The 20,353-nt window shown below is 55.4% G+C and carries 19 protein-coding genes; 2 read left to right on the top strand and 17 right to left on the bottom strand.

The window, feature by feature from the left end:
- The first annotated feature begins 2 nt into the window (after positions 1–2).
- Positions 3–524 (top strand): molybdenum cofactor biosynthesis protein B, encoded by a 522-nt coding sequence (moaB, locus tag V8L71_RS09120; protein ID WP_176303974.1) that lies wholly within the window; start codon positions 3–5, stop codon positions 522–524.
- Positions 517–1,722 (top strand): molybdopterin molybdotransferase MoeA, encoded by a 1,206-nt coding sequence (locus tag V8L71_RS09115; protein WP_336273909.1) that lies wholly within the window; start codon positions 517–519, stop codon positions 1,720–1,722. Before moaB ends, V8L71_RS09115 begins: the two co-directional genes overlap by 8 nt.
- Here the strand turns inward: V8L71_RS09115 and V8L71_RS09110 are convergent.
- From V8L71_RS09110 to V8L71_RS09030, 17 genes are all read right to left on the bottom strand, one after another.
- Complete coding sequence (locus tag V8L71_RS09110; protein WP_336273941.1) at positions 1,719–2,132, bottom strand: hypothetical protein; 414 nt, start codon at positions 2,130–2,132, stop codon at positions 1,719–1,721. The genes V8L71_RS09115 and V8L71_RS09110 overlap by 4 nt on opposite strands.
- A gap of 7 nt (positions 2,133–2,139) precedes the next feature.
- Complete coding sequence (locus V8L71_RS09105) at positions 2,140–2,700, bottom strand: chemotaxis protein CheW (RefSeq protein WP_336273908.1); 561 nt, start codon at positions 2,698–2,700, stop codon at positions 2,140–2,142.
- Complete coding sequence (locus V8L71_RS09100; protein WP_336273907.1) at positions 2,690–4,363, bottom strand: diguanylate cyclase; 1,674 nt, start codon at positions 4,361–4,363, stop codon at positions 2,690–2,692. Before V8L71_RS09100 ends, V8L71_RS09105 begins: the two co-directional genes overlap by 11 nt.
- 69 nt (positions 4,364–4,432) lie before the next feature.
- Positions 4,433–4,789, bottom strand: a complete 357-nt coding sequence (locus V8L71_RS09095; protein WP_336273906.1) for a response regulator — start codon at positions 4,787–4,789, stop codon at positions 4,433–4,435.
- Positions 4,790–4,831: 42 nt separating this feature from the next.
- Positions 4,832–6,928 carry a hybrid sensor histidine kinase/response regulator gene (locus tag V8L71_RS09090; protein ID WP_336273905.1) on the bottom strand — a complete coding sequence of 699 codons (2,097 nt, stop codon included), beginning with the start codon at positions 6,926–6,928 and terminating at the stop codon, positions 4,832–4,834.
- A gap of 1 nt (position 6,929) precedes the next feature.
- Positions 6,930–8,351, bottom strand: a complete 1,422-nt coding sequence (locus V8L71_RS09085; RefSeq protein WP_336273904.1) for a CheR family methyltransferase — start codon at positions 8,349–8,351, stop codon at positions 6,930–6,932.
- Complete coding sequence (cheB, locus tag V8L71_RS09080; protein ID WP_176303981.1) at positions 8,348–9,415, bottom strand: chemotaxis-specific protein-glutamate methyltransferase CheB; 1,068 nt, start codon at positions 9,413–9,415, stop codon at positions 8,348–8,350. Before cheB ends, V8L71_RS09085 begins: the two co-directional genes overlap by 4 nt.
- 23 nt (positions 9,416–9,438) lie before the next feature.
- Positions 9,439–11,475 (bottom strand): methyl-accepting chemotaxis protein, encoded by a 2,037-nt coding sequence (locus tag V8L71_RS09075; protein ID WP_336273903.1) that lies wholly within the window; start codon positions 11,473–11,475, stop codon positions 9,439–9,441.
- Positions 11,476–11,704: 229 nt separating this feature from the next.
- Positions 11,705–12,871: a glutathionylspermidine synthase family protein gene (locus V8L71_RS09070; RefSeq protein WP_336273902.1), complete on the bottom strand. Its 1,167-nt coding sequence runs from the start codon at positions 12,869–12,871 to the stop codon at positions 11,705–11,707.
- Positions 12,872–12,889: 18 nt separating this feature from the next.
- Positions 12,890–13,498, bottom strand: a complete 609-nt coding sequence (locus tag V8L71_RS09065; protein WP_336273900.1) for a DUF1190 domain-containing protein — start codon at positions 13,496–13,498, stop codon at positions 12,890–12,892.
- 26 nt (positions 13,499–13,524) lie between these two features.
- The gene (locus V8L71_RS09060) at positions 13,525–13,938 is read right to left on the bottom strand and encodes a DUF350 domain-containing protein (protein WP_336273899.1); all 414 of its coding nucleotides are present in this window, start codon (positions 13,936–13,938) and stop codon (positions 13,525–13,527) included.
- Between the two features lie 56 nt (positions 13,939–13,994).
- Complete coding sequence (locus V8L71_RS09055) at positions 13,995–14,717, bottom strand: DUF2491 family protein (protein ID WP_336273898.1); 723 nt, start codon at positions 14,715–14,717, stop codon at positions 13,995–13,997.
- Between the two features lie 36 nt (positions 14,718–14,753).
- Complete coding sequence (locus tag V8L71_RS09050) at positions 14,754–15,449, bottom strand: PspA/IM30 family protein (protein WP_336273897.1); 696 nt, start codon at positions 15,447–15,449, stop codon at positions 14,754–14,756.
- Positions 15,450–15,515: 66 nt separating this feature from the next.
- Positions 15,516–15,962, bottom strand: a complete 447-nt coding sequence (locus V8L71_RS09045; protein ID WP_336273896.1) for a DUF2170 family protein — start codon at positions 15,960–15,962, stop codon at positions 15,516–15,518.
- A 133-nt stretch (positions 15,963–16,095) separates the two neighbouring features.
- Positions 16,096–17,634, bottom strand: coding sequence for a malonate--CoA ligase (locus tag V8L71_RS09040; protein ID WP_336273895.1), 1,539 nt, complete (start codon positions 17,632–17,634; stop codon positions 16,096–16,098).
- Positions 17,631–19,007: a malonyl-CoA decarboxylase gene (locus V8L71_RS09035; protein ID WP_101148098.1), complete on the bottom strand. Its 1,377-nt coding sequence runs from the start codon at positions 19,005–19,007 to the stop codon at positions 17,631–17,633. The genes V8L71_RS09040 and V8L71_RS09035 overlap by 4 nt, the downstream gene beginning before the upstream one ends.
- Positions 19,008–19,018: 11 nt before the next feature.
- Entirely contained in the window at positions 19,019–20,353 is a 1,335-nt protein-coding gene (locus V8L71_RS09030; RefSeq protein ID WP_336273894.1) for a TRAP transporter large permease, read from the bottom strand.

Here is a 20,353-nt window from a genome sequence, read left to right as displayed (position 1 = left end):
CAATGAGCGAACCAATGGTGCCCCTCAACATAGCCGTATTGACGGTCTCTGACACGCGTAATGAAGAGACCGATCGCAGTGGGCAAGCCCTTGTGGAGCGCTTAACCAAGGCGGGCCACACGCTGGCTGAAAAGCGCATTGTGCCTGACGACGTTTACCGCATTCGTGCGGTAGTAGCGAACTGGATAGCCGACTCAACCGTGCAGGTGGTGATCACCACTGGCGGTACCGGCTTTACTGGTCGCGACTCTACGCCTGAAGCTATCTCTGTGCTGCTGGATAAGCATATCGAAGGCTTTGGTGAGCGCTTTCGCCAGCTAAGCGGTGACGAGATCGGCAGCTCCACTATCCAAAGCCGTTGCCTTGGTGGCTTAGCCAACGCCACGGTGGTGTTCTGCCTACCGGGCTCAACCGGCGCCTGCCGCACCGGCTGGGACGGCATTTTGGCTGAGCAGTTGGATAGCCGTCACAAACCTTGCAACTTCGCCAACCTGGTCATCCCAGGCCGGGGGCAACATGGCTGATTTGCAGCCGATTTCAGCCGCGCTTGAAGCGCTATTGGCAGATGTGAGCGCACTAAAAGCAGAGAGCGTTCCACTGGAAGCCGCCGCCGGGCGTGTGCTGGCCGAAGCAGTGACAGCACAGCTGGATGTGCCGCCGTTTGATAACAGCGCGATGGACGGCTACGCCTTACGCGCCGCCGATGCAGGGCAGTGGCTATCCGTGAGTCAACGCATTGCGGCTGGTACGCAGGCTGAAGCGCTTGCGCCCGGCAGCTGTGCACGGATTTTTACTGGCGGCGAGATCCCTTCGGGGGCTGACTGCGTAGTGATGCAAGAGCGTGTGGAGGTTGATGGTGAGCGTGCGCTGATTCCTGCCGATATTCCAGCGGGTGATAATGTTCGGAGCCAGGGCCGCGATGTGCGCCAGGGCAGTGTGTTGCTAAATGCCGGTGAGCGACTCGAAGCGGCGGCACTGGGTCACTTGGCGGGCCAGGGGATTACCCAAGTCAGTGTGCGTCGACGGCCCCGTGTGGCGCTGCTTTCGACTGGTGACGAGATCATCGATCCGGGCACGCCGCTCAAGCCGGGTCAGCTCTACAACTCCAACCGACCAATGCTTAAACGTCTGTTGGAGAACTTTGGCGCCGAGGTAGTAAGTACCGTTAGCGTGCCGGATGACTATGCACGCACTGTGGCACTGTTAACGGCGGCGGCTGCTGAGACTGACCTGGTAGTGACTACCGGCGGCGTCAGCGTGGGCGAAGAGGACCACGTTAAAGCTGCGCTGGAAGCGATTGGCCAGCTCGATATGTGGAAACTGGCGATTCGTCCCGGTAAGCCGCTAGCACTCGGTCGTTTGCCTCGCGACGATGGCAGCCAGGCGCGGTTTGTTGGTTTGCCAGGGAATCCGGTATCGGGGTTTGTCGGTGCTTGGCTATTTTTGCGCCCATTGCTGGGGGCAATGCTTAGCTGTCCTGCGCTGAGAACACTACCGACGATTACCGCCAGCGCTGGGTTCGCCACCACCACTGGCCCACGCGAGCACTATATGCGAGTGACGCTGAAATTTACGCCCCGTGGCGTGACGGCAATGGCCTTTGAGGATCAGAACTCTGGTGTGCTTTCGTCGTGTATCAACGCTGATGCCTTCGCGGTGATTCCTGCCAATAGCGACATAGCAGAAGGCGATTTGATTAGCTGCTTATGGCTGGCGGGCTAGGACTTGTGAAGGCTAAGCTTGTTTGCGTCCAGCAGAAGCACTAGTTGCTCCTGCTCAAAGGTGAAGCCACATAGAGCCGGTGAAAAACGTCGGGATTGCAGCAGCTTAGGCAGCGGATAGAGCATGCTGGCGGGCAGTTGCTGAAGCGAGATGTCGCCGTCCACGCCCAATTGCCAAGTGCTGGCGGCTTGGTCATTGACTGTTTGAGTATCGCGCAAGGTTAACCAGCGGCTAGGTTGGGGGGCATCGCTACTCTCTTCATCAAGCAGCGAATGAGCATTGGCAGTGCGCAGTGATGCAGGGTGATCGGTCATCGCGAGGACGTGAGATGCTTCCAGAGCAGCACGGTAACGACCTACCCAAAATAGCACCAAGGCGACTTGAGTTTGCTCATGATGGTCACGATCCATGGGCACTTTAACCCAGTCCTTGCTGGTAGGCGCTAAACAGTGCCTCTGGGTCAAGCAAGGCAAGCGCCTGGCGCTCATCGATCTGCCATAACGCGCTGACGTAGGGAAGTAATGTACTGGAGAGTGTTTCGGGGGGCGGTTGCAGTAGACTCTGAGCGATTTCACAAACATCATCTAGCTGCTCTATTCTTACGCCGCTACGAATTCCCGCGGCATTGACTAATAAAATCATGCCTTTAGAAGTGCCTTCCTGGGTAGGTAAGGCGAGAAGTGGCTGCAGACTTATTACCGACTCAATTTTACCCCGTAGGTGCAGCACGCCCTCGGTGGAAGCGGGCAGTCCCGGGACATAGTAGACGGGCTGATCACTGGGTAAAATCTCACTGACTGCACTACCGGGCAGAGCAAAACGCTGGCCATTAATACGAAAGAGCACTAGCTGCTGGGTGGGCTCGTCAACATCTACTACGCTTTCGTCATCATGGTGGGCAGCTAACGCTTCTTCTAATGTCTGTGAGATCGGCTGCTGTTCATTCGCGTGGCTGTGACGATCGGTTTCAGCGTTCATCGGCTAGCTCCATACTTACCTGATTACGACCCAGGCGCTTGGCGCGGTAGAGCGCCTGATCGGCGTTCAGACGCAACGATTCGGTCGACGGTTGCGCAGGGAAACTGCTAACGCCTGCGCTAAAAGTGCAGCGAAAGCGAACGTCACCGGCATGAAAGTCGACCAGCGAGAAGTCTTCGCGCAAGCTGTCGATTAACCCAGCGGCCTTCTCCGCACTAATGCCTTTCAACAGCACGACAAACTCTTCACCGCCATAGCGTCCAATAATATCGGAGAGCCGCAGACGGCTTTTCAATAACCTGGCCAGTGTGATGATGACTTGGTCCCCCGCTAGGTGACCATGGGTATCATTCACCTGCTTGAAATGATCAATATCAATCATGGCCATGGCGTGCTGGTTCTCTTCGCGGTGTGCCTGCGAGAGGGTTTTCGTGATCAGGTCGGTCGTCGTACTGTGGTTATAAAGCCCGGTCATGCTGTCGCGGGTCATTAATGAGCGCAGCAAGCGCAGGCGTTCTGCGCGCAGTCGCACGGCAGAGACGAGCTCTTCGGGTTGCACGGGTTTGGTAAGAAACGCTTCAACGCCGGCAGCCATGGCGGAAATCTGCTTTTGGCTATCGGTCTCGCTGGAGAGATAAATAATCGGTAGCCCAACGTGCTCTGGCTGCTGACGAATAATCGTTGCCAGTTCTTCACCCGAACACACGGGCATATACACATCGACCAGCACTAAATCAGGGCTAAAGCGTTCTAATGCATTGAGTGCATCGGCAGGGTGGTGCACCTGCTGCACAATCATGCTGGCTTCCTCAAGCAGCAAGGCGTGATAGGCAGCTACTTCGGGCTCATCATCGACAATAAGCACTTTCAGCGGTTCATCCGCCGCTGGGGCAGTGAGCTCATCCACGGCGAGCATCAGATCCAGCGGTTTCACCGGCTTGGTAAAGTAGCCACCGCAGCCAGCGCGAACGGCGCTAAGGCGCGAGTGAAAATCGCCATGGGCTGACAGCACGATAGCGGGAAGCGGCTCGCCGGTTAGCTTGTTCAAACTGGTTAAGGTTTCCGTACCGGCGGTTTGGCCTTGGGGGAAGTGTACATCCATAATCACCGCATCGGGACGGCGGGTGAGAACGGCATTAAAGAAGGTCCCTGTGTCAATAAACTGGACGACCTCATGGCCAAAACAGCGCAGATGATGAATAAGGTGACTGACCTGTTCTGGTTCGTCATCACATAAGTAAATAAGCCGCTGGCGTTTATTGCGTAGCGGCTCTGCTTGGTTGGTAAGCTCGAAGCTATTCACTGCCGCCAGGGCTTGCTGCTGGCCATGATGAGAACGCAAGTGCTGCTGCTCACGCTCCATCTGTTGTAGAAGCTGAGTGATATAGGTATCGATATCGCTGCGTGTGGGGCAGGAGGTCAGGGCCGTTTCAGCTTGGTCGGCGAGCAGGGCTAACCGTTCAAAGCCCAGTGAGCGACCGGTGCCTTTTAGACTGTGAAAGAAACGGTGCAGCTCTGGCGCAAGCCGCGTCTGCTCTTCCTCCGAGTTACGGCTTTGCTGCCACTGCACAGCGGTTTGAGCTAAGCGGTGGGGCAGTTGCTCAATAAAGCGCTCACGAAGCTGGTTCAGCTTATCGTGCAGCGAGGGGGCGGGCTTAGACATCAAACTACCTGCGTGAGTGATCGAAAGCGGCGATCCATTCCATCCATTATTTCTTCCATCTTGCGTTACTTACTTGTTAAGCGCCTGTTTTATGGCGGTTTCCAGATTACTAGCCAGCTCTGCATCTTTGCTCAGACAGGCGTGGAGGCCTGGCGTCTGGCGCAGCTCAGCATCTGGAGTATCTCCGGTGAGTAAGATAAACGGCAGGTCATTATCTTGTTCACGGAGCATTTCCAGCAGCGCTAACCCGCTAATCAAAGGCATATGCATGTCGCTGACAATCAGTGCGATATCGCTGTGTGTGTCCAGTTGCTCGACGGCACCCATCGCATCAAAGGCCATTAAGGTGTCATAACCTTGTGATCCAATCAGTGCGGCCGTCATTTCCCCTGCAAGCGGATCGTCGTCTACGACCAGAATGTGCATCCCATAACCTCGTAATGATTATTCTGTAAGTGATATTCGCGGTTAGCCCAGTAAGGCCTGAAGTGTCTCTACCAAGTTGTTTTGATCAAAGCTGCCTTTGACGATATAGGCATCAGCCCCGACTTCTATGCCGCGCCGACGATCGGCCTCTTTTTCCCGCGAGGTGATAATTATAATCGGTCGATAACGATAAACCTCATTTTCGCGCAGTCGGGCGGTCAGCGCAAAGCCATCCATTACCGGCATCTCGACATCGGTGAGTACGGCATCAAACGGCTCGGCCAGCGCTTTAGCCAAGCCGTCGCGACCATTTTCGGCCAGCGTGACATGATAGCCCCACGCTTCGAGCACATCTTTTTCTATTTCGCGGGTATTCAGCGAGTCGTCGACCACCAAAATCCGTTGTGCGGTAGCGGTGCGCTCAGCACTAGGTCGAAGCGTGCTGCGTCGTGTTACCTCTAATAAAGCGGGCACGTGCAACAGGCTCACCAACGCATTGCGTCCCATGGACACCATGCCCGACACCAAGGGCAAATGGCGTAGATGTCCAGGGAGTGGCTTGATCACCATATCGCGCTCATCAATCAGTGAATCTATGATGAGAGCGAGCTTCTGGTGGCGTTGATGAACGACCAGCAGCAAGGTGGTGTCGGTAACGTTCGTAGTGGGAAGCTCTAACAGGCTAGCCAGCGAGACGACAGGCACAAACTCATTGCGCAAAATCAGTGTGCGCTGGCCAGCAGCATCAATGAATGAGTCTGTTGAGCACTCGACGAGTTCCGATACGTAAGGCGCCGTTACACCGAGCTTGACGCTACCGACACTGACCAGCAGTACCCGCATCATCGCCAGCGAAAGCGGCAGCCGTAGGGTAAAGCGCGTGCCACGGCCCTGTTCGCTGGCAAGCTGTAAATCCCCGTTAAGCTCATCCACGACGGTGCGTTTCACCACATCCATCCCTACGCCGCGACCAGAAAAATCGGTAATCATACTTTTGGTAGAGAAGCCGGGCAGAAAAATCAGCTCAAGCGTTTCCTGTTCGCTTAGCGTGTTCAACTGTTCTTCGCTGACTAGCTGTTTGGCGAGCGCTTTTTGGCGCACCGCGTTCAGCGCAATACCGGCGCCGTCATCATGCATCTCAATCACCACCCAGCCAGCGTCTTGTCTCGCTTCGATGACTAGCTGACCCCGGGGCGGCTTACCTGCCGCCTGGCGCTCGGCGAGGGGCTCCAAACCGTGGTCTAACGCATTACGCAGCAGGTGAATGAGCGGGTCAGACAGACGGTCAATCATTTGGCGATCAAGTTCAATCTCGCTGCCGCGTACACGGCAGTCGACCTGTTTGCCAAGGGACTGGGCTAATTCACGCGACATCTGCGCGAAAGGATCCAATACCACGCTGAGCGGCAGCATCCGCATTTGCAGGGCGCGATCATGCAGGTCGCTCATCAACGAATCATGCGTCAAAACGCTATCTTTCAGCTCCCGGTGAAAGGCTTGAAACGGCGACTGTTGGTCGGCAGGGAGTGTAGCGCTCAGCTCGCGCGCCTGATCTACGAGTGAGTGCAGGTGATGGTGGCCAGAAAGGACTTCGCCCATCAAACGAATCACGTCGTCCAGTCGGTTCAGGCGCACGCGTACCGTATCGCTAAGGCGTAATTCACTCTCCGCCACTGGCGTTGAGGGAGAGGTTGGCGCGGCGGCCGGTGCAACGGGAACGGGTGAACTAGGCTGAGTGGGCAGTTGGCCATGCGCTGCGTTTTCCAGCGCGCTGCATAGCGCCGCATTCGCCTCGGGTAGCTCTTCTCCCGTTGCTCCTTCGGCCAGCCGACCAACAAAGTCTGTCAGCTCATCAACCGCTTGGTTGAGCAAGCTTGTCATCTCAGACGTTATGGTGAGCGTGCCTTCGCGTAGGGCGCTGAGCAGTTCTTCGGTGCTATGCGCTAGTGCCGTGATGGGCACCAGTTTCAGCATGCGCGATGAGCCTTTCAGTGTATGTGCAGCGCGAAACAACTCGTTGATCTGCTCGCGATCAGCGTTACCCTGCTCCAAGGCATGAATCCCTTCGCGCAGGCGGGGTAAATGATCGGCAGCCTCCTCCACAAAGCGCTGTATAAAGCGGCGAATATCCAGCGCCATATTAACCCACTCCCTGTGCGTTGCTGGTCGTTGCCAGTGTAATGTTAAGCGCTTTTAAATAGCGCTCAGCTAAAAAGCGCGCATCGCCTGGTGGTAGCGGTGGGTCGATGGTCTCTAACCCGCCACTCGCGGTGGGCGCGGCTGTTAATAGACGAACGACGGCGGCATAGCAACGTTGTTGCTGTAAGGGCGCATCGGTCAGTTCGCCCTGGCGATAAAGTTCAGCTAAATAGAAGTGTGCAGGCCAGCACTCCGGGGCTGCATAAATAGCCCGTTTAAAGTAGTCGTAGGCGAGCTCAGGCTCGTGCTGCCAGCGAGAGACTAACCCGGCCAGTACCAGCGCATCGATTGACCACGGCTGTTGCTTAAGCAGGGCCTCAAGTAGCTTGGCGGCGTCATCAAAAGCGTTTTGATTGAGCAACCTATGGGCGGTGTGCAACTGGTGGGTGAGGCTGTCAGCTGGTTCACTTTGCGTTGCGAACTCCATTGACGTATGGGGGGGTAAGCCAGTGCCGCGGGCTAACCCTTCGCTCGCGTTCTCACTGACATCAGCACTGCCATTAGTCGAATTACCCATCGCGAGCAAAGGGGGCTGAGAGGAAGCGACTGGCATTGATATGGACTGCTCTGGATGACGAAAATAAAAAACTCCCTGGGCTTCGGTAAGTTCAAACACGCCTAGATCATTCCCCAGGGTTTCGGTGACCCCGCAGAGTAAAATGCCATTGGGCGCCAGTAACTGGCTGAGCTGCTGATGAATTTGACGCCGAGTCTGCTGATCAAAATAGATCGATACATTGCGAAATAGAATGACATCGAAAGGACCACCTGGGTGGGTCTCTGCGGCGTTTAATAGATTGAAGGAGTGAAAGGTAACCCATTGGCGCAGTGATTCGCGGAGCTTAAAGCGGCCCTGGTGAGGGCAAAAGTAACGCTCTTTAAAGGAGGGCGAGAGGGCGCGAAACGCCATGCCGCCATACACGGCTTGGCGGGCCTTAGCGAGAACTTGTTGATCAAGGTCGCCGCCTGAGATGTTAAATAGCGTTTTGGCTCGTTCTCCAAAGCACTCATATAGCATCATGGCGATGCTATAGGGCTCTTCGCCAGAAGAGCAGCCAGCACTGAAGATAGAGATGGGGCCATTTTCAGTGGCTAAACGCTCAGGGAGATAAGTGTCAATCAACCAGTTTAAGGCGTCTGGCTCGCGACAAAAGTACGTTTCGTTAACCGTCAGCTGACTGACAAAATGGTCAAATAGTGTCTGGTCTCGGGTTAAAAGCGCAAGTAACTGCGAGGTGTTAGTGAGTCCTGTGGCGGCTTGTAAACTGGCGACTGCCCGAAATAGCCGAGCTTCGGCTAAACCCTCCAGGTGTAATCCACAGCGTTGATATACCAGGGTTTTAAAAGCGGTAAAGGTGCTCATGCGAAAGGCTCCGGTCGGCCATGATGACCGAGTACCGCGCGTAAAAGCCGGTTAGGCAGGCTATCGAGCGGCAATTCATACTGAATGACGCCTGCTTTAACCGCTTCTTGATTCATGCCGTATATCACTGAACTGGCTTCATCTTGCGCAAAGGTGGTGCCGCCTGCCTGAGAGATCGCCCGCATGCCATTAACACCGTCACGCCCCATACCGGTCAAAATAATGCCAATCGCATCACCGCCATAGACTTCGGCGACGCTTTGCAGCAGTACATCGCAGCTGGGATGGTAAAGTGAGCTTTCGGGGCTGGGTTGAAGCTGGAAGCGATGACGTGGCGTCACGCATAAATCACTTTCTGATGGCGATAAGTAAATATGCCCAGGGCGCAATTGCTCGCCTTCCTGGCCGACACTGACTGGCAAGGCACACAGCGATGCCAGCCATTGGGCCATGCCGCCAATAAATCCATGACTGATGTGCTGAGCAATCACAATGGGTGCTGGAAAACCGTCGGGTAGTGTCCGCAGCACGCGTACTAATGCTTGTGGGCCGCCGGTAGAGCAAGCAATCGCGATAACGTGCTTAAAATCGCGGGGGACACCTCGCAGTGGCGTCATCAGTGTCGAGTGAAACGATGTTGTTGGTGAGGAAACCGTGCAACGCCGGCGCAAGCGAGTAATCACCGATACCCCCGCCAGTAGGCGAACCCGCTCTAACAGACGTTCGGCGTCTGCCTCATCCAGAGAGGGTTTTGGCATGACTTCTAGTGCGCCTACTTCTAGCGCGTGGTAGGCCGTTTGAGCATCGGAGCGGTCACTAATCACCAAAATCGGTACGCCTTTGGTGTACATGATCTCTTCGATGGCGCTTAGGCCATCCATCACCGGCATGTTGAGGTCCATGGTGATTAGCTGCGGCGCTAAACGTCTGGCCAGCTCAACAGCCTCACGGCCGTTAGTGGCTTCCCCGACGATGTCAATGTCACCGTCTCGGCTGAGAATATCGCGTAGCACGTCGCGGGCTACTTGGCTGTCGTCGGCAATGACTACCCGAATTACACTCATCCGATATCCTAATCAGCGGTTTTTTATTTATCGTTGTTAACTGTTTTTGCCTGAGCGATGGTGAACTCCTGCACCAGCGCGTTGAGTTCGGTCGACATATCAATCATGTCCTGGCTAATGTCGGTAATGCTGCGCACCGAGTGCGCATTACGAGAACTGGCCGTATCGATATCACGCAGTGCCATGACCACCTGGCTACTGGCGGTTTTTTGCTGCTGAGTAGAGAGTGATATCTGCTGTGCCGCGCTGCTGGTTTGGCTGGCCGCTTTGAGCAGCGCTTCCAGATCTTGTGCGGTGCTCATACTTGCCTCAACGCCTTGCTCAATAGAAGAGGCGCCTTTTTCAGACGCGACCACCAAACGATTGATTGCCGTCTGGATATCATCGGTATGCTTTTCAATTTCCTGGGTAGAGTCCGTCACACTGTCAGCTAAGCGGCGTATTTCATTGGCCACCACTGAAAAACGGCGTCCAGACTCGCCTGCGCTTGAGGCTTCCAGCGCGGCATTAAAGGCGATCAGTTTGGTCTGGGCTGCCAATGTGTTGATCAGTTCCATAACCTTATTAATCTGTTTGGATTTAGCTCCGAGGGTCATTATTTCGGCGAGGCTCTGCTCGCTGTCGCTACGGATATCCTGCATTTTCGACTGCAGAAGCTGCATAGCAGTGCTGCCTTTACGGCTACGCTCTAACGTTTGGTTGGCGACATCTACCACCGACTGGGAGTGATCGGCTATTTGGGTGGATGAGGTGGAAAGCTCTTCCATCGTTGAGGTGATTTCAGCCACCGACGACGCCATCTCTTCAACGGCCGCTGCCATGGTTTGGCTAGCTTCATGGTGAATATCACTACCGTGCACACCCGAAAGCCCTGCGGTTTTTGCCAAACGCTCCGCTACGTGTGTCAGCGCCTGGGAGTTCTTGGCTACCGCGGCAATAGCACGGGAGAGGCGCTCAAGCAGTTCGTTGGTTTGATCCGCTAAATCGCCCAGCTCCGCTTTGTCGTCGGTACTGACCCGCCGCGATAGATCCAAACTGTGAGTAATGTCTTTAAGCTGACCCTGAAAATCAATCAACGGGCGAATAAGTCTCCCCGTTAGCGGGTAGAGCACCAACAAACCTGCTAGCAAAATGAGCAGTCCTATACCGCTGGACGCCAGGAAGCGCTCGCGGGTAGACGCCAAGTACGCCTCTTTATTGACTTCAACCATGAGGTAGCGCTGCAATTCCGGTATCCAGCGTGTGCTGATCAGTAGGGTTTGGCCGTTGCGCTCAATCTCGTCTACTTTTAGCTGTTCGTCACGTTGCAGGCGCTGCGCTGCTTGTGGGGGTAGGGCCTTCGCTACGTCAACACTACTAATGGTTTCACCACTGTGAACGAGCATCTCACCTTCAGCACTCAGCAGAGAAGCGCGGCCATCGTCACCTAGCCGAAAGTCTTCAATAAGCATGGCCATGTCAGAAAGATCAAGCCCTGCGCCTGCCACTACCAGCGGTCGACCGTTGGCTGCATTTGCCACACTGCGGTAATTAACATATACAAAGGCTTCATCTGTTGAAAATGTATCGCTATCCAAATTCAACTCGTACATGGCATTACCTTCCGTGAAGCGGTAGTACCAGTCGTCTTCGTTACCCGGCGGTTGGATAATACGCTGAAGAAATTCACCGTCGCGCAATTGAAAATAGTAGCCCCTGCCCTGGTATTGAGCGGCAATAAAGAGCAGTTCCGTATCCAGCTGTGCCATCAAACGCGAGAGATAAGTCGTGATCTCGTCCTGGCGCTCTTGGGGCATGCCCTCCTGTACCCACTGCTCAATAAAGTAGCTGTTAGCGAGGCTCTCAGAAACGGCTAAGTCCTGACTGAGGCTGAGGTTGATATGGGCAGCAAGCCCTTCGATTTGAGCGGGCAGCTCATTATTTAGCAGGTTATCAAGCCGCGCCTGACTATGGGTTCGAGCCTGAAGGTAGAGTGCCAACAGCATTGCAAGCGCGAGCACCGTTCCAAAAGAGAGAAATAGCCGAAGCCGTAGGGGTAGATGTTTCCAGCGCGCCATCATATTCGCCGTTGCTCCAAAGTAAACGGTGTCCCTGAAGACGCGGCAAGACTCGCATCAACGCTGTTGGGTAACGCTCAGGGTAATAAAGGTGAAGAGGTGAGTGCTACTCTATTGATTAGATCGGCTCATTAGATCTGCTCTTTAGAGTAACCCCCAAATTAGTAACCTCGATTTCAGCTTTTTTCGGTAGAGATGTCCAGCGTTTGTCGGAGGGATTTAGTCTTTGCTTTTATACAATCGCGTGGGGCACAAAGCAGGAGGAGTCTTTGGTAATCCGGCCAACGTCTTCGCGAATGCCCATACCGCAAGCGCGGTCGCCCACCACCCAGCTGCCAATTAACGCGTGGTTATTACCAAAGCGGGGCATGGGGTGATAGGCCTGGCGAATCCAGGGGCTGTCAGTATAGGGGCCGTCCACGGCCTCGCGATGGCCGGCTGGTGTGATCAATTCAACGTTGCTGCCTTCTCGAGAGAAGAATGGCTTGCGCACCCAGCCTGCTGGCAGCGGCGGGCTATTGGCATCCTCGAAAAACGCCGGTAGCAGGTTGGGGTGGCCCTCAAAGTGCTCCCATAGCAGGGGCAGAATACCCTTGTTGGAGAGAATGGCTTTCCAGGGCGGCTCAAACCAGTGGGTGTTTAGCTGCGGGATATATTCGCCGAAGGCATCGTCGGCCATCTCTTCCCACGGGTAGAGTTTGAACAGTGCGTGAATGGGTTGATTATCCAGATCAACGAAGTGCTCGGCACCGGACCGCAGGCCAATATCTTCGGTGTAGATAAACGGCGCTTTAAGACCCGCCTGCACCGCCACATCCTGCAAGTAGTGCACGGTGGCACGCTCTTCAGCGTTATCTTTGATGCAAGAGAAGTAGAGCGTGCGCGCTTCAAGGCGATCACCAAGGTGGGCCATGGCATTGATCAGCCGCTCTTGGATCGAGTTGTACTGATCCGCGTGGCGCAGCAGGATACCTTGCGCGATGGCCTGCTCAAGCCACACCCACTGAAAAAAGCCCGCTTCGTAAAGCGAGGTCGGTGTATCGTAGTTAAGTTCTAGTAACTTCGCCGGACCATCGCCCGAGTAGGCAAAATCCATCCGCCCGTAGAGGTGCGGTTGGCCCGATTTCCACGAGTTATGGATGCTGTCCCACATATGTTCTGGCAGTGCTAAGCGCTGCATTAAGGCATTGGAGTGGCAGACTTTATCGACCAGCTCCATACACATCTCGTGCACCGCTTCGGTAGGGCCTTCAATATCCCGCTCTACCTGCTCCATGGTGAACTGGTAGTAGGCATCTTCTTTCCAGTAAGGTTCACCATCGATGGTATGAAAATGAAAGCCCAGCTCGTGAGCCAGGGCTTTCCAGTTGCTTCGTTCAGGGATATCGATTCGCAGCATGGTAGTATCCGATGAAGGCTAGGAGCCCCAGCCACCCCGGGCTGAAGAGCGTGAGCCAAAGCCTCGACGCTGAGAGGTCGCTACCGAGTTACGCATGGCATCGTTTCGCTGGTTTACCCGCTGGGTCGCCTGATTAGTGGCCGTATTCCAGTTGCCCTGATTCTGACGATTACGGTACACCGGCTCCTGGTAAACCCGCTCAAAAGAGCGGCCACGGTTGGTGTTCGACATCATGCTGCCGACCATATAACCCATCATGGCGGGCATAAACCAACTACCCCCGGTGCTGCCCGTCGCCGCTTGAGACTGCTCTTCGGTGGGGGCGGTACAAGCGCCTTCACCATTCTCAGCTTCGCACTCTTCCAGGGTGCTATAACGCGGCACCGCTTCCAAAGAGGCTTCGTAGGCGTCTTCGCAGGCGCTACGGGTATAGACATTCTCCGCGACACAGGCTTCTACGCTTTCAAAGCTACGTGGCTCGTCAAATTCGATCTCAGTGATCTGCTCTTCCTGGGGCGGCTGACCACAGGCGGTGAGTCCAAAGGCGCTGGCGCCCATCATCGCCAATGACAGACGTGCACTACGTTTACGGCGGGGCAGATGGGGTGTGTGATCGTGTTTAGACATGCAGGCTCTCCTTTACCACGTCGTCGTTACCAAGTCATCGAAGCGGCGTTGAGCAAGCCGACTGCCACGGCCACACTGGCCATTAAAATGCCGTAGGCCTGATGGCCTTCGGTAATGTGCTGAGACAGGCTTTCACCCTGCTTGCGCAAAAACAGCTTAACGCCAAAGAAGGTGGCTAACTGAACGATAAAGGCGACGATGCCCCAGAGCACAAAATCGATAAAATTGATCGAGTGCGCCATTGCGCTGTAAAGCGGAATGGTAAAGCCAAGAATGGAGCCGCCGTAGGCAGAAGCGGCGGCTGCGTTACCTTCACGAATCAGCGTCCACTCGTGATGCGGAGTGATGCGACTGTAGCAGTACATAAAAGCGGCGAGCAGTAAAATCGCGGTCACTAGATAGGCGATAAATGACGGCAAGCCGTACAGGTAGTTCACCATGGTGGTGGTTTCCTTTTGTCGTAGGTAAATACGTATTTAAAAAACGGCGGTAATGATTACATGGCGTCGATATCGACGGAGGCTACATCTACCCCCACGTTGTGCACCACCATAAAGCTGCCTTCGTCATCATTTTCAGCGCTCATCAGCAGGTACTCCATGCGCTCGGTGCCTTCGATGGTACGCTCATAGAGCATTGCATGGTGGGTCACATGGCGGGCTGACACGCTCTCGGTGGTCATTACCTGCTCTTCGAAAACCACCGGCGGCGACCACAGGCTGTCGCCATCCCCCCATACTCGCTGATAGGTGCAACTACGCGCTTCCTCAGTGGTTGAGGTGAGCGAGATAGCTTGGGCGCCGATGCTGTCGGGCTGCTTATCTTCACCGTTGATCAAATTATCAAATTCGGCATCCGAGAGATGGGCAACACGGTAAAAGTCGAACAGCTTATATTCAAGCACCTGGCCGTTCTCAATGTTGGCCTGTAGCCAGGTGTCGTTGTCCAGATAGAAGCGCACTAGGTGCGCCCCTTGGCCTAGATCGACATGCCCGACGGCGGCAATGTGATGATAGGCATCGTCGTCCCAGCGAAACAGCGCATCGGCATGGGCGCGCAGGCCAATCAGCTTAATATTGACGCGACCATCCAGTCGCAGGCCCTCTAGATCTTCCTGGCTGACGCTCATGGGCAGGCCCGCCGCTACCGGGCGGCCCGCAGCCTGCTCGGGCTGCTTCTGCGTGGTAGCGCGAAAAAGTGCTTTCAGGTTGTTAAGCATGGCCTGCCTCGCTAATGAGCTTGTTGAAGAGAGAACTTACTCTTGTGGAGCGCTTTTCTTTGCTTTCAGGCGCGCTAATACATCGTCTGCTTTGCGCTGCGTGCCGCCGATGCCCGCTGATTTCAGGCGTGCTTCCAGCGAGCTACCGCTCTCTTCCGCGGCCATTTCGTCGGCTGCTTGCATCTGCGCTGAGTTAAGCTGCTGGCGCTCTTTGATGCGCTCCAGTGACTCCATGGCACTGCCCATGGCGCTGTTCTGGCCCGAGTGGCGAGCGGCCACGGCAGATTGCGCTTTCTGCGCAGACTCCGTCGCTTTAACCACGCTAACCTGCTGCTTCAGTTGGCGAAGCTGGTTGTCGGTGCCGCGAATCGCGCCGCGCAGTTTCTCGATGCTGGCATCGTATTCGCTGACAATGGCGCGCTCAGCCTCCAGGTCATCCTGAAGTGCCACCATGCGTTCAGCCACTTCTACCGCCAGCGCTTCCTCGCCTTTATCCAGCGCGGCTTCGGCGCTTTTTTCCAGCTCAGCGATTTTGCTTTCCAGCGTGTCGGCTTTGTTGCTGTTGAGCTGGCGCTGGGCCATCAGGCGGGTCAGTTCAGTTTTCGACTGGCTGAGGTGATTTTCTGAGTCGCGAATTTCCTGGTCTAAAATACGCAATGCCTGGGAATCCACGACCGTTTGACCGGTTTCATTCGCTTTGCCGCGCAGGGCCGTCATAATTTTGCTTAACATAAATAATCTCACAGGTAAGTTGCTGCAATAATAGTGGCTTTAATAATAGCCGAGCAGTGGTAAGCGTTATACGAAATGCGTTTGAATCAGTTCGGCAACTTCCATGGCAGCGCCAGCGGTGGCATGCAGCTCTGCACAAATAGACTCAAGTTTGGAATCGCCAAACAGCTGCCCATAGGCCACATAAACGTCGTGGCCGTCGATTTCGACAATACCCACGGAGGCCAGCGGTAGCGAAATGCCCTGGCGCAGCAGCACTTCGTTGAGCTCAGCGCTGTTTTTAACGCCTTCTACAGCAGCGATGGGCGCCATCGCCATCCACTCATTTTCGCTACGCGACAATGTAATCGCCAAGTTGCCGTAATCACTCAGTTCCCAGATGAGCGTCTGATTCGTCTCGTCCAGGCTGATCGTGCCTTCAGGCCACTCAGGGGTATTGTCGCCCGCGGGCTGGTTGACTAAATGATATAGCTCGGTGGCGGTGATGCCGTTGGTGACGGTAGGCGTAGTCAAAGCAATTTGCTCCATCGTTCGTTAAGTCTTTTCACCTTAACACTTAGTGGAGCAAATGGTTCCTTTTACCCAAAAAGCCCCGCGGTAAGCGGGGCCAAAAGGAGGGAGAGCAAAACGTTAGTGAAGAGCGCGTCTAAGGGCGCTGGTAGGTGTCGTCAAATTGCTTGCGAAGTTCATTTTTTTGCACTTTGCCCATGGTGTTGCGGGGCAATTCATCGACAAAAAATACCCGCTTGGGCTGCTTGTACTTGGCGAGCCGACCGTCTAAATGGCTGATCACATCGTCTTCTTCAAGCCGGCCCTCCTCAAGATCGGCTTTTGGCTGGCGCACGACAACGGCGGTGACGCCTTCGCCAAAGTCAGGATGTGGCAAGCCGATGACCGCAGATTCGGCAACTTGATCAAGCTCGTCGATCACCTGCTCGACCTCTTTGGGGTAAACGTTGTAGCCGCCGGAAATCACCAGATCTTTGTCGCGCCCAACGATATGCACATAGCCCTGCTCGTCGACCATGGCGAGATCGCCGGTAATGAAAAAGCCATCGTCTAACAGCTCCTCGCGGGTCTTTTCGGGCATCCGCCAGTAGCCGATAAAGACATTCGGGCCGCGAATCTGCAGCATGCCGATCTCACCTAAAGGCACTTCATTGCCAGTTTCGCGATTGGTAATACGCATCTCCACACCGGGTAGCGGCATGCCCACGGTGCCTGCTCGCCGTGCGCCTTCATAGGGGTTGGAGAGGTTCATATTGGTTTCGGTCATGCCGTAGCGCTCAAGGATCGCATGGCCGGTTTTGGCTTCAAACGCCTCGTGGGTCTCGGCGGTGAGCGGGGCAGAGCCGGAGACGAACAGCCGCATGTTAGCAGTAGCGTCAGGCGTCAGGCGCTCATCCTGAACCAAGCGCGTATAGAAGGTAGGAACGCCCATCATCACAGTGCCACGGGGCAGCTCTTCGAAAATGACATCGGCATCAAACTTCGGCAAGAACAGCATACTGGCGCCTGCCATCAAAGTGACATTGCAGGCCACGAACAAACCGTGAGTGTGGAAGATCGGCAGCGCATGGATCAGCCGGTCATCGGCGCTGAAGTGCCACGCTTTCACCAATGTTTCGGCGTTGGATGCTAGGTTCTTGTGCGTCAGCATGGCGCCTTTCGAGCGCCCGGTGGTGCCGGATGTGTAAAGAATAGCGGCCAGGTCACGCTCGCCCAGTGCCACGATATCCTCCCGCGGCGTTGCTGCGCGGGTAGCTTCCATCAGGCTGCCATCGGCGGCGCTGCCTAGAGTGGCCACGGCCGGGCAGCCGGTTTCAGCGGCAAGCGCTCGCGCTTGCTCTTCTATCTTGGGTCGGCAGACAAACAACGCAGGCTCGGCATCATTCAAAAAGTAGCGGATTTCATCGCCGGTATAGCCGGTGTTGAGGGGTAAGTAGACCCCGCCAATGCGCAGGCAGGCCAAATAAAGCAGTATCGCTTCAGGACTTTTATCCACCTGCACAGCGACACGGTCGCCTTGCTTAACGCCCAGCTCAGTCAACGCACTGGCAAGTTTCGCGCTTATGCTCAGCGCATCGGTATAACTGTAGCGGCGGCCTTCACGAGTGGTAATGAAATCGGCGTCAGCGCGCTCGCGCATCTTGGCCGCAAAGGTTTCAAACAGGTTATGGCTCATTTGGTGGTCTCTCCCTTGGCCAGCTTGCGGGCACGACGAGCGAGGTCGCGCACCTCATTGGAGCAGGCAACGGTGCCCTTGGCGGTATAGTTTTCGTGGTTGCGTTCGATATCGTCCAGTACGTACAGGTAGTTGACCATCAAGCCTGCGGCCTGGTTAATGCCCTTCTCGGAGATATCGCCCAGCCAATTGATACGATGCAGCTCTGCGCCATTGCCAAGGTGGAAACGGGCCACCGGGTTCAGCGGCAGGCCGTGGCGGTTCTTCTCCTCGGCTAAGTAGCGCGCCGCCAACGGGCGGATCGCGGCTTTCAATGGCTCCTCACGGGTTTTATCTTGATGCCAGCCAGGCGTTTCAAGCCCTTTTAGCGACTGACGCAGTGACTCGGGCAACTGCTCATCATCGCGCTGTTCTTGTAACCACTGGGCGAAGCCGGGCACCGGCGAAAGAGTGACGAAGTATTTCAACTGCGGCAGCTCTTGAGACAACTCCTGCACCACTTGCTTGATCAAAAAGTTACCAAAGGAGATGCCACGCAGACCGGTCTGGCAATTGCTAATACCAAAGAACGCCGCGGTATCAGCGTCTTCAGGTTCTTCGATTGCTTTTTTAGCGCTACTTTCGCCCGCCCTTTCTCCCGATAAAATAGGCTGAATACGGCTGGGCAGTCCCTTGTGCAGGGCGACTTCCACGAAGATCAACGGCTCGTCGCCAATCGCTGGGTGGAAAAAGGCGAAACAGCGGCGATCACGTGCATCCAGCCGCCGACGTAGATCGTCCCAGTCCTGGATTTCGTGTACCGCCTCGTAGCGGATGATCTTCTCAAGAATCGAAGCGGGGGTATTCCAATCAATGCGCTTGAGCATCAAAAAGCCGCGATTGAACCAGGAGCCGAACAGGTGAGCAAAATCGTCGTCAATGGCCTTCAGCTCAGGCTGCTCACGCAGCAACGACAGAAGATCTTCACGCATTTTAACCAACTCATAGGTACCATCGCTGGCCAGATTTAAACGCCGGAAAAGTTCCTGGCGCCTAGGTTCGCTGGCTTCAAATAGCCGCTGTAAAGTGGGGTTGTCGCGGGCTTCCCGATACGCCGTATAGGCCGCATCAATAGGGCCTGGGTCGGCGGCAAAGTCTGTTATTAAACGGTCAAAGAAACTATTTTTTTCAGTTGCCGGGAGCCGCTGGTAAATCGCCAAAGCACGGCTTGCTAGCGCAATGCTGGAGGCTTCGCCATCGCTTTCCAGCAACTTGTGGCAAGCGTTGACCAACTGCTGATGGTCGGGCGTCACTGTCTCAGGCTGACGTCGCCGTAACAAGGCATCACGCTGGGTGATGTTGTTAAACAGCTCCTGCAAAAACATCATGTTCATGGTTAAACTCCTTAGCCCATGATCAAGTTAGGTAGCCAAAGCGCGATGCCTGGGAAAAGACACAGCAACAAGATACCCAGCACCATGCATAGCGCGTAGGGCAAGCTTCCCATCAGAATGTCGCGCAGCGAGATATCCGGTGCGATGCCTTTAATAATGAACAGGTTGAGCCCCACCGGCGGTGTAATCAGGCCAATCTCCAGGTTGATAGTCAGGATCACCGCAAACCAGTACGGGTCGAAGTTGGCCGCGAGGATGATGGGCAACAAGATCGGGGCAGTCATCACGATCACGGCGACCGGGGGCAGGAAGAAGCCAGCCACTAGCAGGAAGAGGTTGATCACCCCCATCAGTGCCCAGCGGTTAATCTCAAGTCCGGCAATCGCCGCCGCTACGGTTTGGGTGATGAACATGGAGGAGAGTGCGTATGCAAATACCTCGGCGGTGGCGATCACCAACATGATCATCACGCTTTCACGCAGCGAGTCGCGCATGATCAGCTTGATGGGTCCCAACTGCCACATGCGGTAGATGAGGATCGCTAGCGCTAAGCATAGAAACGCGCCAACGCCCGCCGCCTCGGAAGGTGTGGCCACCCCGCCATAAAGCGCAAACAGGATGCCCGCGACCACGCCTAAGAAAGGGAGAACCCGCACTAATGCTTTCAGGTTGCTATCGACATTCTGCTTAACATTCTCTTTTAGTCGTTCGACGGACTCGGCCATGGGGTTGTTGTATCCACCGGCCATCTTGCAGGCGATCATGGTCCAGATCATGAACAGACCAGCGAGCATGAAGCCCGGCACCACCCCGGCAATAAACAGCCGACCAATCGAGGTTTCGGTGGAAATGCCGTAGATGATCATGGTGACCGACGGCGGAATCAAAATGCCCAGGGTACCGCCCGCGGCAATACACCCTGCTGCCACGCCATCGGGGTAGCCGCGCTTGCGCATTTCGGGAATACCCATTTTGCCAATTGCCGCACAGGTGGCGGGGGATGATCCCGACAGAGCCGCAAAAATGGAACAGGCGCCAATATTGGAAACCGCCAGACCGCCGGGCAGTTTGCCCATCCACAGATCCAGCGAGCGATACAGATCACGCCCGGTGGGGGAGGAGGCCACCGCGGCGCCCATCAGAATAAACATCGGAATGGCGACAAAACCAAACTCTGCGATGCGGTCAAAAAAGGTTTCCCCGAAGTAGGTGAGCTCAGCAAGGCCACGGTCGTAGATCAGTGCCAGCAGCGATACACCGCCCAGGGCGAAAGCGATAGGGGTGCCAATGGCCATCAGCGCAATCAGCGCGATGGCAACGATAATGCCTAACGTGATGGGATCCAT

Source organism: Vreelandella indica (genome assembly GCF_037070225.1).
GTDB lineage: Bacteria > Pseudomonadota > Gammaproteobacteria > Pseudomonadales > Halomonadaceae > Vreelandella > Vreelandella arctica.
This window is presented reverse-complemented; position numbering and strand designations above follow the sequence as displayed.